13 protein-coding genes are annotated in these 12,634 nt (G+C 67.3%); all 13 read left to right on the top strand.

Translation table 11 applies throughout. The features are described 5' to 3' along the window. Window positions 1–29: 29 nt before the first annotated feature. From ACMHYJ_RS15780 to ACMHYJ_RS15720, 13 genes are read left to right on the top strand one after another with little or no spacing between them, the layout of a single operon-like run. Window positions 30–2,042: a conjugal transfer protein TraG gene (locus ACMHYJ_RS15780; protein ID WP_414247142.1), complete on the top strand. Its 2,013-nt coding sequence runs from the start codon at window positions 30–32 to the stop codon at window positions 2,040–2,042. Beyond that, a complete protein-coding gene (locus ACMHYJ_RS15775) occupies window positions 2,039–2,503 on the top strand; it encodes a CopG family transcriptional regulator (RefSeq protein ID WP_349711903.1) in 465 nt (154 codons plus the stop codon). Before ACMHYJ_RS15780 ends, ACMHYJ_RS15775 begins: the two co-directional genes overlap by 4 nt. Continuing rightward, window positions 2,500–3,570 (top strand): P-type conjugative transfer ATPase TrbB, encoded by a 1,071-nt coding sequence (trbB, locus tag ACMHYJ_RS15770; protein ID WP_349711901.1) that lies wholly within the window; start codon window positions 2,500–2,502, stop codon window positions 3,568–3,570. Before ACMHYJ_RS15775 ends, trbB begins: the two co-directional genes overlap by 4 nt. Further along, the gene (locus ACMHYJ_RS15765; RefSeq protein WP_349711899.1) at window positions 3,567–3,950 is read left to right on the top strand and encodes a TrbC/VirB2 family protein; all 384 of its coding nucleotides are present in this window, start codon (window positions 3,567–3,569) and stop codon (window positions 3,948–3,950) included. The genes trbB and ACMHYJ_RS15765 overlap by 4 nt, the downstream gene beginning before the upstream one ends. Further along, on the top strand, window positions 3,947–4,219 hold the full coding sequence (locus ACMHYJ_RS15760) for a VirB3 family type IV secretion system protein (protein WP_023114195.1): 273 nt from the start codon (window positions 3,947–3,949) through the stop codon (window positions 4,217–4,219). The genes ACMHYJ_RS15765 and ACMHYJ_RS15760 overlap by 4 nt, the downstream gene beginning before the upstream one ends. Before the next feature lie 15 nt (window positions 4,220–4,234). Next, on the top strand, window positions 4,235–6,688 hold the full coding sequence (gene trbE / locus ACMHYJ_RS15755) for a conjugal transfer protein TrbE (protein WP_414247141.1): 2,454 nt from the start codon (window positions 4,235–4,237) through the stop codon (window positions 6,686–6,688). Beyond that, window positions 6,685–7,410, top strand: a complete 726-nt coding sequence (gene trbJ, locus ACMHYJ_RS15750) for a P-type conjugative transfer protein TrbJ (protein ID WP_414247140.1) — start codon at window positions 6,685–6,687, stop codon at window positions 7,408–7,410. The genes trbE and trbJ overlap by 4 nt, the downstream gene beginning before the upstream one ends. A 12-nt stretch (window positions 7,411–7,422) precedes the next feature. After that, the gene (locus ACMHYJ_RS15745; protein WP_023114198.1) at window positions 7,423–7,743 is read left to right on the top strand and encodes a hypothetical protein; all 321 of its coding nucleotides are present in this window, start codon (window positions 7,423–7,425) and stop codon (window positions 7,741–7,743) included. Beyond that, entirely contained in the window at window positions 7,740–9,125 is a 1,386-nt protein-coding gene (trbL, locus tag ACMHYJ_RS15740; protein ID WP_023114199.1) for a P-type conjugative transfer protein TrbL, read from the top strand. The genes ACMHYJ_RS15745 and trbL overlap by 4 nt, the downstream gene beginning before the upstream one ends. Before the next feature lie 12 nt (window positions 9,126–9,137). Continuing rightward, window positions 9,138–9,842 carry a conjugal transfer protein TrbF gene (trbF, locus tag ACMHYJ_RS15735; RefSeq protein WP_023114200.1) on the top strand — a complete coding sequence of 235 codons (705 nt, stop codon included), beginning with the start codon at window positions 9,138–9,140 and terminating at the stop codon, window positions 9,840–9,842. Continuing rightward, window positions 9,839–10,828, top strand: a complete 990-nt coding sequence (trbG, locus tag ACMHYJ_RS15730; protein ID WP_023114201.1) for a P-type conjugative transfer protein TrbG — start codon at window positions 9,839–9,841, stop codon at window positions 10,826–10,828. Before trbF ends, trbG begins: the two co-directional genes overlap by 4 nt. Before the next feature lie 2 nt (window positions 10,829–10,830). Continuing rightward, window positions 10,831–12,099 carry a TrbI/VirB10 family protein gene (locus tag ACMHYJ_RS15725; RefSeq protein ID WP_023114202.1) on the top strand — a complete coding sequence of 423 codons (1,269 nt, stop codon included), beginning with the start codon at window positions 10,831–10,833 and terminating at the stop codon, window positions 12,097–12,099. After that, window positions 12,096–12,341, top strand: coding sequence for a DUF2274 domain-containing protein (locus tag ACMHYJ_RS15720; protein WP_023114203.1), 246 nt, complete (start codon window positions 12,096–12,098; stop codon window positions 12,339–12,341). Before ACMHYJ_RS15725 ends, ACMHYJ_RS15720 begins: the two co-directional genes overlap by 4 nt. Window positions 12,342–12,634 lie beyond the last annotated feature (293 nt).

Here is a 12,634-nt window from a genome sequence, read left to right as displayed (position 1 = left end):
TCAGCGCAGGAGAAATCGGAGGCCAGGTCATGCAAGGGACGAACGTGCTGTTCGGTCAGATTGCCGTGGTATTCGGCATCGTGATCGCCGGCGTGTGGGGCGCCACACAATGGACAGCAGCCGCCCTTGGTTATCAGCTACGCCTTGGCTCGCCCTGGTTCGATCTTCTTGGCACACCGATCTACCACCCGTGGAAGCTGTTTGAGTGGTGGTTCTTCTTCGATGCCTACGCGCCGCGCGTTTTCGATACCGGCGGCGCCATCGCGGGCGGCAGCGGCCTGCTGGCGGTGGTGGTCGCCATCGGCATGTCGATCTGGCGCTCGCGCCAATCGCGCCTTGTCACGACCTACGGCTCGGCACGCTGGGCGAACGCGGATGACATTCGCAAGGCGGGGCTGACGCAGCCGGCCGGTGTTTTCCTCGGCCAGCATGACCGCCAGTACCTGCGCCATGAAGGGCCGGAACACGTCCTGACCTTTGCGCCCACGCGCAGCGGCAAAGGTGTCGGCCTAGTGGTGCCGACACTGCTTTCCTGGCCTGCGTCCGCCGTCATCCACGACATCAAAGGCGAGAACTGGCAGATCACCGCCGGCTGGCGTAGCCGTTTCAGCCACTGCCTGCTGTTCAACCCCACCGATGCGAAGTCGGCGGCCTACAACCCGCTGCTGGAGGTGCGGCGCGGTGCGCATGAGGTGCGCGACGTGCAGAACATCGCGGACATTCTGGTCGATCCCGAAGGTGCGCTGGAGAAGCGCAACCATTGGGAAAAGACCAGCCACGCCCTGCTGGTCGGCGCGATCCTGCATGTGCTCTACGCGGGCGAGGACAAGACGCTGCGCGGCGTCGCCAACTTCCTCAGCGACCCGGCCAGCCCGTTCGAGCTGACCTTGCACAGGATGATGACCACGCCGCATCTCGTGAACGAAGACGGTGGTGGCCCGCATCCCGTGGTGGCATCGGCGGCGCGCGAAGTGCTCAACAAGAGCGACAACGAACGCTCCGGCGTGTTGAGCACCGCCATGTCGTTCCTCGGCCTGTACCGTGACCCCACGGTGGCCGAAGTCACCTCGCGCTGCGACTGGCGCATCGCCGACCTGATCGCGGCCGAGCATCCGGTGTCGCTGTATCTGGTGGTGCCGCCTTCGGACATAAGCCGGACGAAGCCCTTGATCCGGTTGATCCTCAACCAGATCGGGCGACGCCTCACCGAATCGCTCGACGGCTCCGACGGAATCGAGCGCCGCCACAAGCTGCTGCTGATGCTCGATGAGTTTCCGGCCCTGGGCCGGCTCGACTTCTTCGAGACGGCGCTGGCCTTCATGGCGGGCTACGGCATCCGCAGCTTCCTCATCGCGCAGTCGCTCAACCAGATCGACAAAGCCTACGGCCAGAACCATTCGATTCTGGACAACTGTCATGTGCGCGTGACGTTCGCCACGAACGACGAACGCACGGCCAAGCGCATTTCCGAGACGCTGGGCACGGCGACCGAGCTGCGCGCGCAGCGCAACTACGCGGGCCATCGGCTTGCGCCGTGGCTGGGGCACCTCATGGTGTCGCGCCAGGAGACGGCCCGCCCGCTGCTGACGCCGGGCGAAGTCATGCAGCTTCCGCCCGACGAGGCCGTGGTGATGGTGTCCAGCGTGGCCCCGATCAAGGCCACGAAGCTGCGCTACTACGCCGACGCCAATTTCAAGCAGCGCGTGTTGCCGCCGCCTGCGCTAGCAGGCGGCCAGTACGCCGACGCGCCACCATTGCGCCCCGACGACTGGAGCGGGCTGGCAATCCCTGCCGTGCCCGCCACGCCTGCGGCCGATGCCGCCGACGGCTTCGGCGCTTCGGCCGACGACGGCGGCCCGCGACGTCAGCCCGAGCTTTGCGAAACCGTCGCCTACGACCCCGAGCTGGCCGCGCCCGCGGCCGACCTCGGCCTGCTCGATGACGACGACCTGCCGCTTCCCCTTCCTCGCCATCTTGATCCGGCCATGCAGCGCACGGCCCGGCTGGCATCGCTGAACCCCAACGACGGAATCGAGCTATGAGCCACTATCGCCTGAACCTCTTTATCCAGCCCGAGCACGCCCAGCGGCTCGATGAACTGGCCGCCAAGAAAGGCGTGTCCAAATCCAGCATCGTCGCTGCCGCCTTGGCGTCCTGGCTGTCGCCGGACGCGGCCGACCAACGCGAGGCAGCCATCGCCAAGCGCCTTGATCGCTTGTCGCGCCAAGCCGAGCGCATGGAGCGCGACCAGAACATCGCCATCGAAACGCTGGCGCTATTCATCCGCTACTACCTGACCGTCAGCACGCCGGTTCCCGAGGCGCACCAAGACGCGGCCCGCGCTCAGGGGAAAGCACGCTTCGAGCAGTTCACCGAACAGCTCAGCCGCCACCTGATGCGCGGGCGCAGCCTGGTGCGCGACATGGTGGAGGAACTGCACCCCGACCCGATGCGGATGGAGGACGCTGCGGCAGCCGCGCAGGCGCGGGAGCGTGCGTCATGAGCGCCGTTCCGCAACTCCCGCCCGAACCACGCTCATCCGCTGCGGCCTCGCTCGACCGACGCGTCCAGATGCTGCGCACGGCAATGGGGCCGCTGATCGCCACCGCACTCGAAGACCCCGATGTGGTGGAAATCATGCTCAACCCTGATCGCACCCTTTGGGTGGATCGGCTGTCGTCGGGCCGCGCACCTATGGGCGTGGAGATGCCCGAAGCCGATGGCGAGCGAATCATTCGCCTGGTCGCGGCCCACGTCGGCGCAGAAGTCCATCGCGGCCAGCCGCTGCTGTCCGCCGAGTTGCCCGAAACCGGCGAACGCTTCGAGGGCATCTTGCCGCCCGCCGCACCGGGGCCGGCCTTCGCGCTGCGCAAGCGCGCCATCGGCGTGATTCCGCTGGAGCGGTACGTCGTGGACGGAATGATGACCGCCGCCCAGGCGGGCTTTCTCGTTCGCGCCGTGCGCGAGCGCCAGAACATCTTGATCGCCGGAGCCACCAGCAGCGGCAAGACGACCCTCGCCAACGCGCTGCTGGCCGAGATAGCCGCCACAGGCGACCGCGTGCTGGTGCTCGAAGACACGATCGAGCTGCAATGCGCGGCCCGCGACCACGTGCCGTTGCGCACGCGCTCCGGCGTGGTGTCCATGACCGAGCTGGTGCGTTCGTCCATGCGCCTGCGGCCAGATCGCGTGGTGGTCGGCGAGGTGCGCGGCGCCGAGGCGCTGGATCTCATCAAGGTGTGGGGCACCGGCCACCCCGGCGGCATCGCCACGATCCACGCGGGTTCCGCGCTGGGCGCGCTGCTGCGCATGGAGCAACTGATTCTCGAAGTGGCGGTGAACCCGCCGCGTGCGCTGATCGCCGAGGCGGTCAATGTGGTGATCCACATTGCCGGACGCGGACGCAAGCGCCGCATCGAGAGCATCGCCCGCGTCGTCGGCTTCGATGGCGTGGGCTACCAACTGGCGGACGCACTGGAGACGCCGTTTCCAGAGCTGCCGCTATTTCCCGAGGCCGCACCCGCTGCGGCGACTTCCCCGTCCCCTGACCAACTTGGAGAACTGCCATGACGCAGATGATCGTTCCTGCTTTCCGTTTTTCTGCAAACCCGGCTTTGCGCCTCGCACGGCTGCATAGTCTGGCCCGCCCTGCGGCGCAAGGGCTGATGCTGGCCGCGCTGCTGCTGTTCCTGGCCGGAACCGCGCAGGCAGCCGGTTCCTCGATGCCGTGGGAAGGCCCGCTGCAATCCATCCTCGAATCCATCCAGGGGCCGGTGGCGCGCATCGTCGCGGTCATCATCATCATCGCCACGGGCCTCGCGCTCGCCTTCGGCGACACGTCCGGCGGCTTCCGCAAGCTGATCCAGATCGTCTTCGGTCTGTCCATCGCCTTCGCAGCTTCGAGCTTCTTCCTGTCGTTCTTCAGCTTCTCCGGCGGGGCCGTCGTATGAGTGCCCCGGACACCTTCGCGGACGGCTTCGAGGTGCCGCTGCATCGCTCGCTGACCGAGCCGATTCTGCTTGGCGGTGCGCCGCGCACCGTTGCGATCGCCAACGGCACGCTGGCCGCCGCTGTCGGCCTGGGCCTGCAACTGTGGATTCCGGGCGTGGTGCTCTGGGTTGTCGGCCATTCGCTGGCGGTATGGGGCGCGCGCGTCGATCCGCAGTTCATGCAGGTCTTCGCCCGGCACATCAAGCACCGCCCGCTGCTGGACGTGTGAGGGGAGGACGCCGCGATGCTGAACCTCGCCGAATACCGCCAGCGCCCGGCCTTGCTTGCCGACTGGCTGCCCTGGGCCGGGCTGGTCGCACCGGGCGTCGTCTTGAACAAGGACGGCAGTTTCCAGCGCACGGCCCGGTTTCGCGGGCCTGACCTCGACAGCGCGACGCAAGGCGAGCTAATCGCCACGTCGGCGCGGTTGAACAACGCGCTGCGTCGCATGGGATCGGGCTGGGCGCTGTTCATCGAGGCCGAGCGCCGCGCCGCCGCCGACTATCCGCGCTCGGAGTTTCCCGAGCCGCTTTCGTGGCTGGTGGAGGAAGAACGCCGGGCCGCCTTCGAGGAATCGGGCAATCACTTCGAGAGCGGCTATCACCTGACGCTGCTTTACCTGCCGCCGGAAGAATCCCGCGCCCGTGCAGCCACGATGCTCTACGAGAACACGCCGACGACCGGCGTGGACTGGCGCGGGCGGCTGCAAGCCTTCGTCGCGGAAACGGATCGCGTCTTTGACCTGCTCGACGGCGTGATGCCGGAGATCGCCTGGCTCGATGACAGCCAGACGCTGACCTACCTGCACGCGACCATCTCGACGCGGCGCTATCGCGTGGGCGTGCCCGAAGTGCCGTTCCACATCGACGCGCTGCTGACCGACTCGCCGCTGGTCGGTGGCCTGGCGCCCATGCTGGGCAACCAGCACCTGCGCGTGGTGTCGGTGCGAGGTTTCCCGACCTCGACCTGGCCGGGGATTCTGGATGACCTCAACCGCCTTGGCTTTGCGTACCGCTGGAGCACGCGCTTTCTCTGCCTCGACAAAGCCGAGGCGGAGAAAGAACTTTCCCGCCTGCGCCGCCAGTGGTTCGCCAAGCGCAAGAACGTCATCGCGCTGCTGCGCGAAGCGATCTTCCAGCAGGAAAGCCCGCTGGTCGATACCGACGCCAACAACAAGGCCGCCGATGCGGACGCTGCCTTGCAGGAGTTGGGCAGCGATCAAGTCGCCTTCGGCTACCTGACGGCGACCGTCACCGTCATGGACGAGGACGCCGCCGTGGCGGACGAGAAGCTGCGCATGGTGGAGCGCGTCATCCAGGGCCGGGGCTTCGTGACCATTCCCGAAGCGCTCAACGCCGTGGATGCGTGGCTGTCGTCCATTCCGGGCAACGCCTACGCCAACGTGCGCCAGCCCATCGTCTCGACACTGAATCTGGCCCACATGATGCCGGTGTCGGCGGTATGGGCGGGGCCGGAGAAGAACGACCACCTCGACGGCCCGCCGCTGATCGTCACGCGCACCGATGGCGCGACGCCGTTCCGGCTGGTGACGCACATCGGCGACGTGGGTCACACGCTGGTCGCCGGCCCGACTGGCATGGGCAAGTCGGTCTTGCTCGCCACGCTGGCGATGCAGTTCCGCCGCTATCGCGGCTCACGCATCTTCGCGTTCGACATGGGGCGTTCGATGCGCGCCACCATCCTCGGGCTGGGCGGCGAGCACTACGACCTGGGCACGGACGGAGAAATCGCCTTCCAGCCGCTTGCACGCATCGACCGCGAGGGCTACCGCACCTGGGCGGCCGAATGGATCGAAGGCCGCTTGCTGCACGAAGGCGTGGCGGTCAACCCCGACGAGAAGGCCGCCATCTGGTCGGCACTCGGCAGCCTCGCCGGTGCGCCGGTGGAGCAGCGCACGATGACGGGGCTTTCCGTGCTGTTGCAATCGAACGCGCTGCGCCAGGCACTCGCGCCGTATGTGCTCGGCGGCGCGCACGGCAAGCTGCTGGACGCCGACCACGACCGGCTGGGCATGGCCGAGGTGCAGTGCTTCGAGATGGAGGAGCTGATGCACAGCAAGGCCGCCGTCATGGCCGTGCTGCATTACCTCTTTGCGCGTTTCGATGAACGCTTTGACGGTGCGCCCACGCTGCTGATCCTCGATGAAGCGTGGCTGTTCCTTGATGACCCGGTGTTTGCGGCGCGCATCCGCCAGTGGCTCAAGACGCTGCGCAAGAAAAATGTGTCGGTGATCTTCGCCACGCAGTCGCTCGCGGACATCAAGGATTCGAGTATCGCGCCCGCGATCATCGAAAGCTGCGCGAGCCGCATCTTCCTGCCCAACCCGCAGGCGACCGAGCCGCAGATTCTCACGATCTACGAGGGTTTCGGGCTCAACAGCCGCCAGATCGAGATTGTCGCCACCGCGCAGCCCAAGCGCGACTACTACTACCAATCCCGCCTCGGCAACCGCCTGTTCGACCTCGACCTGGGGCCGGCAGCGCTGGCGTTTGCGGGCGCTTCCACGCCGCAAGACCAGCGCGACATAGACCGCGTGCTGCTGGACGCCGGCACGCCCGGCTTCGCGGGTGCCTGGCTGCGCCATCGCGGCCTCGATTGGGCGGCTGACCTGCTGCCCTCGTTCCCCGGCCTCGCGCCGGGTTCCCTCGCTGACCAACCCCTGGAGAACCTGCCATGAAGAAGCGCCTTGTCGCCGCTGCCATCGCGGCCATGCTTTGCACCGCCACCGCCCATGCGCAATGGGTCGTGATCGACCCCACGAACCTCGTGCAGAACACGCTGACCGCGATCCGCACGCTGGAGCAGATCAACAACCAAATCCAGCAGCTTCAGAACGAAGCGCAGATGCTGATGAACCAGGCGCGCAACCTCGCCAGCCTGCCGTCCAGCGTGGTCGGCCAGTTGCGCGCCAACCTGGCGACCACCGAGCGGCTGATCGCCCATGCGCGAGGCTTGGCCTACGACGTGACGAACCTCGATCGGGAGTTCGCGCGCCTGTACCCGGAGCAATACGCCGCCACCGTCAGCGGCGACCAGATGTACCGCGACGCGCAGGAGCGGTGGAAGAACACGCTCAACGGTTTGCAGATCACCATGCAGATGCAGGCGCAGGTGTCGCAGAACCTGGGCGAAGACGAAAGCGTGCTGGCCGATCTGGTCGGCAAGAGCCAGTCGGCGCAAGGCGCGCTGCAAGCGATGCAGGCAATGAACCAGTTGCTCGCCTTGCAGGCCAAGCAGTCGATCCAGTCGCAGCGGCTCCAGATCACGCAAGACCGGGCCGCCTCGCTGGAACTGGCGCGGCAGGCGGCGGCCACCGAGCGCGCCCGCGAAGTGCGACGGCGCTTCCTCGGGGAAGGCACGCCGTACACGACGCAGCCCGTGAACTTCTACGGCAACTGACGGGAGGCCGCCATGCGATGCGTCCTCGTCCTGTGTGTCGCGCTGCTGGCCGCTTGCGGCGAGCAGCCGGCCGACCACCTTGCCGATGCCCTGGCCGCCGATCCCGTGCGGCTGAAGGCATTGCGCGCGCAATGCGCGGCCGACCGGCAGGCCACGGGCGAGGATGCTTGCCGTGCCGCCGCCGAAGCCTTCCGGCGGCGCTTCTTCTCCGGCCAGGCCGGGCCGGATGAGTACCAGACGCTGGCCGACCTGCCGCCGATCCCGCCGAGCTTCGAGGAGCCGGCCGATGGCATGGCGCCGGCCGATCCCGCCGAACCGGAGGACACGCCATGAATGACGTGACCATCATCGACCAGTTCCTCAACACCTTTGCCGCTTATATCGACTCGGGTTTCGGGCTGCTGCGGGGCGAAGTGGCGTTCCTCACGGCCACGCTAATCGTCATCGACATGACGATCGCCGGCCTGTATTGGGCCATGAGCCATGCCACCGGCCAGGGCGAGGACGTGATCGCCAAGCTGCTGCGCAAGGTGCTCTACGTCGGTGCCTTCGCTTACATCATCAACAACTTCAACTGGCTGGCCAGCATCGTGTTCCGCTCGTTTGCGGGATTGGGCATCACCGCCACCGGCTCGGCCATCACGATGGAGAACTTCTTGCAGCCGGGCCGGCTGGCGAAAACCGGCATCGACGCCGGGGCGCCGATTCTGGAGCAGATCGGCGAGATGGCGGGCTTTCCCGAAGTGTTCGTGAACCTCGACCCCATCGTGGTGATGTTCCTCGCGTGGCTGGTCGTGGTCCTGTGCTTCTTCGTGCTGGCGATCCAACTGTTCATCACGCTGATCGAGTTCAAGCTGACCACGCTCGCCGGATTCGTGCTGGTGCCATTCGCGCTCTGGAACAAGACCGCGTTCCTCGCCGAAAAGGTCTTAGGCAACGTGGTGGCCTCCGGCGTCAAGGTTCTGGTGCTGGCCGTGATCGTCGGGATCGGCTCGGGCTTGTTCGCTCAGTTCCAAGTCCATCCCGCCGAGCCGTCCATCGACCACGCGCTGGTCATCATGCTGGCCTCACTCACGCTGCTGGCGCTGGGGATCTTCGGCCCCGGCATTGCCACGGGCCTCGTGTCCGGTGCGCCGCAACTCGGCGCGGGCGCAATGGCCGGTGCTGCTGTCGGCGCTGCCGGCACGGCCGTCGCCATTGGCGCCGCTGCGACGGGCGTAGGCGGTGCCGTGGCCGCTGGCGCGCGCATGGCCCCGGCTGCCGCCAAGCTGGCCGGCGCTGGTGCGCGTGCCGCCACGTCGGCGGCTGGTAGTGCGAAATCGGCGTTCCAGGCCGGCTCCGCCGCCGCAGGTGGTGGTGCGAAAGGCGCAATGGCGGGCCTGGGCAACGTCGCCAAGACCGGCGCGCAGGCAGCCGGGCGAGGCGCTGCATCCCGCGCTTCCGCTGCCGGGCAACGCATGGCCGCTCCCTTCCGCGCTGGCTGGAATGGCGCTGCTGCCGATAGCGGCGCGGGCGCGGCATCCGGTCAGGGTGCCGCAGGCGAGGCCGCATCCGGCGCCGCTACGGCGCAGACACAGGAACAGCCCGCTTGGGCCAAGCGCCTGCATCGCCGCCAGCAACTCACCCATGCCGCGACCACCACCGCCCACGCGCTGCGCGGTGGCGATGGCGGCGGCTCCGGCCAAGGGCCAAGCCTGCGCGATTCCGATTCATAAGGAGAACTGACCATGCGATTCAAGAAACCGCAGGTGCGCTATGCCGACACGCCGCAGCCTGCCACGCCGTACCAAGCTGCCGGCCAGGTGTGGGACGACCGTATCGGCTCGCCGCGTGTGCAGGCGAAGAACTGGCGGCTGATGGCCTTCGGGTGCCTCACGCTCGCACTTCTGATGGCCGGCGGCCTGGTGTGGCGCTCGGCGCAGTCCATCGTGACGCCTTACGTGGTGGAGGTGGACAACGCGGGCCAGGTGCGCGCCGTGGGCGAAGCCGCCACGCCGTACCGGCCCAACGATGCGCAGACCGCGCACCACATCGCGCGCTTCGTGACGCTGGTGCGCTCGCTGTCCATCGACCCCATTGTCGTCCGCCAGAACTGGCTGGACGCCTACGACTACACGACCGACAAGGGCGCGGCCGTGCTCAACGACTACGCACGGGTCAACGACCCGTTCGCGCGCATCGGCAAGGAGTCGGTGACGGTGCAGATTGCCAGCGTGACCCGTGCCAGCGACACGTCTTTCAACGTGCGCTGGACGGAGCGGCGCTACGTCAACGGCGCCGCCGCAGGCACTGAACGCTGGAACGCCGTGATTTCCATCGTGCAGCAGACGCCACGCACCGAGGAACGCCTGCGCAAGAACCCTCTCGGCATTTACGTCAATGGCCTGTCGTGGAGCCGCGAACTGGATTCTTCCGAAGGAGTAAAACCATGAACCTGTCTTTCCGCTTTTTCGCTTTGCCGTTGATGCTCGCTGCCCTTGCGGGCTGCGCCACGCAGGGCAGGCCGCCGCCGGTCATCTCGCTCGATGAGCCAGTACAGGCCCAGCCGCTGCCCGAGCCGCCCGCGCCGGTAGAGGTGGTGGCTGTGCCCGAGGTGCTGCCGATGCCGGCGCAGTTGCAGCCGTTGCCCGAAGCCGAGGATGCCAAGCCGGTGCCGGAACCGGCCGATGAGAAGGTGCGCGTCTCGCGGGCCAATGCCGAGGCGCGCGTCGCGCCCACGCGCGAGGGCTACGTCAACGCGATTCAGGTGTGGCCCTTCACCGATGGCGCGCTGTACCAGGTCTATGCGGCCGTGGGCCGCGTGACCGTGGTTTCGCTCCAGCCGGGTGAGGAGCTGGTAACGGTGGCCGCCGGCGATACCGTGCGCTGGATCGTGGGCGACACGTCCAGCGGCAGCGGTGCCGACCTGCGCGTGAACGTGCTGGTCAAGCCGATCCGCTCGGGCCTCAAGACCAATCTCGTCATCACCACCAGCCGCAGGACGTACCTGCTGGAGCTGGCTTCGACCGAGAAAACATGGATGGCATCCGTGTCGTGGGAGTACCCGCGCGACCGGATGCTGGCTTTGCAGCGCCAGGCGCAGGCGGCCAGCGCCGCCGCGCCGGTCGATACCGGGCTGTCGCTGGAGAACCTGCGCTTCCGCTACACGATCAGCGGCAGCAATCCGCCCTGGAAGCCACTGCGCGCCTTCGACGATGGCGCGAAGGTCTATATCCAGTTCCCGGCGGGCATCGCACAAGGCGAGCTGCCGCCGTTGTTCGTCATTGGTGCCCAGGGCGACGGGCAGTTGGTGAACTACCGCTTCCGCTCGCCGTATTTCATCGTGGATCGCCTGTTCGGCGCTGCCGAGTTGCGGCTGGGCGGGGACAAGGGTGACGTGGTGCGGATCGAGCGCACCGACGGAACGCGGAGGAACTGACCATGAGCCAGGACGACACCCCCGACCTCGCCACGCCGCAGGCGGGCAAGGTAGCGCCCGAGGCGGTGGCGCTGCGCGCCCGCCCGCGCCCGGTCACGCGCCTGAACCGGCGCACGCTGGCCGCCCTCGTCGGCGGCCTGTCGGTCGCCGTGCTCGGTGCCACGATCTGGTCATTGCAGCCGCACCGGCGGGGCGCGGGCGAGCAGACCGAGCTTTACAACGTCGATCGCGTCTCGAAGTCCGAAGGGCTGGATGGCCTGCCGGCCGATTACTCGAAGCTGCCGCCGAAGGTGCCCGAGCTGGGGCCACCGCTGCCGGGCGACCTGGGGCCAGCCATCGTGAACTCGCAGCAGCCAGCCGTGGCCGCTTACGCGGCCCCCGGCCATGATCCCAACGACGCTTTGCGCAAGGAAGCGGAGGCCGCTGCGGCTTCGTCGGTGTTCTTCCGCTCGGGCGGCCAAGCCGCGGCCACGGTGGCATTGGCAGCGCCGGGTGTGCCTGGCGCTGCAAGCACGCTCGCGGCCTTCGATCCGCTCGCCCCCGGGCCGGCCTCGACGGCGGCGCAGCCATCCGATCCGACCGCCGTGCAGAACCGGCAAGACCAGAAAGAGGCGTTCCTGAAAGCCGGTTCTACGGAAACCCGCAATTCCGGCCATCTGGCACTGCCGGCGTCGCCGTATCAAGTGATGGCCGGAACCGTGATCGCCGGGGCGCTGGTGACAGGCATCAAGTCCGATCTTCCGGGCGATGTGATCGCCACCGTCACAGAGCCGGTCTATGACACGGCCACGGGCAAGTTCCTGCTGATCCCGCAGGGGTCGCGCATCCTGGGCAAGTACAACAGCCAGGTCAGCTATGGGCAGAGCCGCGTGCAGGTGGTGTGGAACCGGGTCATCCTGCCGGATACCTCATCGCTGACGCTCGACAACCTTGTGGGCACCGATCCAGCGGGCTACGCCGGCCTGGAGGACGACGTGGACTGGCATTGGAAGCGCATCGTCTCGGGCGCGGTGCTGACGACGCTGCTGGGCGTGGGCGCCGAACTGGCCGCGCCGGAGAACCGCCAGGACGGCAACCGCATCGTCATCGCCGGGCGTGATAGCGCCCAGGACAGCATCAATCAAGTCGGACAGGAGATCACCCGGCGCAACATGAACATCCAGCCGACGCTGACCAGCCGGCCGGGCCTGCCGGTTCGCATCATCGTTAACCGGGATCTGGTGCTGCGGCCGTACCAGCCGCTGTTCTTCAACCGGGGTGCTTCGCAATGAGCATGACCAAGAAGTTGCGGCTCGGGCCGCTGCCCAAGACCGAGAGCGTCAAGCTGACCTTTGCCTGCCCGGCAAGCCTGAAAGCCGACCTCGACCGCTACGCCTCGCTGCACGCGCAGGCGTATGGCGAGGCGGTCGATGCAGAGAAATTGATCCCGCACATGCTGGAGGCGTTCATGGCGGGGGATCGGGGATTCAGGAAGGGCACGGCGACCCGGAGCGCGCCATCGAAGCCGACATGATGGCGTCACATACCAACGGCATCCATCGAACGCGCAGCCACCGGCTGCGCGTTCTTCATTCTGGATGCCGCCAAGCCTCTTGGGCTATGATGACGCGACAGGCCCGCCGTTCCTCGGCAATCCAGCACGACACGGTGCGATGCGGCTTTCTCTCCCGACGCTCTTATGTGGCTCCTAGCCGACGAAGCCGCGGTTCTGCAAAGCGGCCCCGAAAAGAGCTAACCTACTGTCCCATATACGGTTTCAAGCCCTGCGTGATTTGCGCGAAAGACTTGACACCGGCACTTTTTTGT

It is taken from the genome of Castellaniella hirudinis (assembly GCF_047468865.1).
Taxonomy (GTDB): Bacteria; Pseudomonadota; Gammaproteobacteria; order Burkholderiales; family Burkholderiaceae_B; genus Castellaniella; species Castellaniella hirudinis_A.
This window is presented reverse-complemented; position numbering and strand designations above follow the sequence as displayed.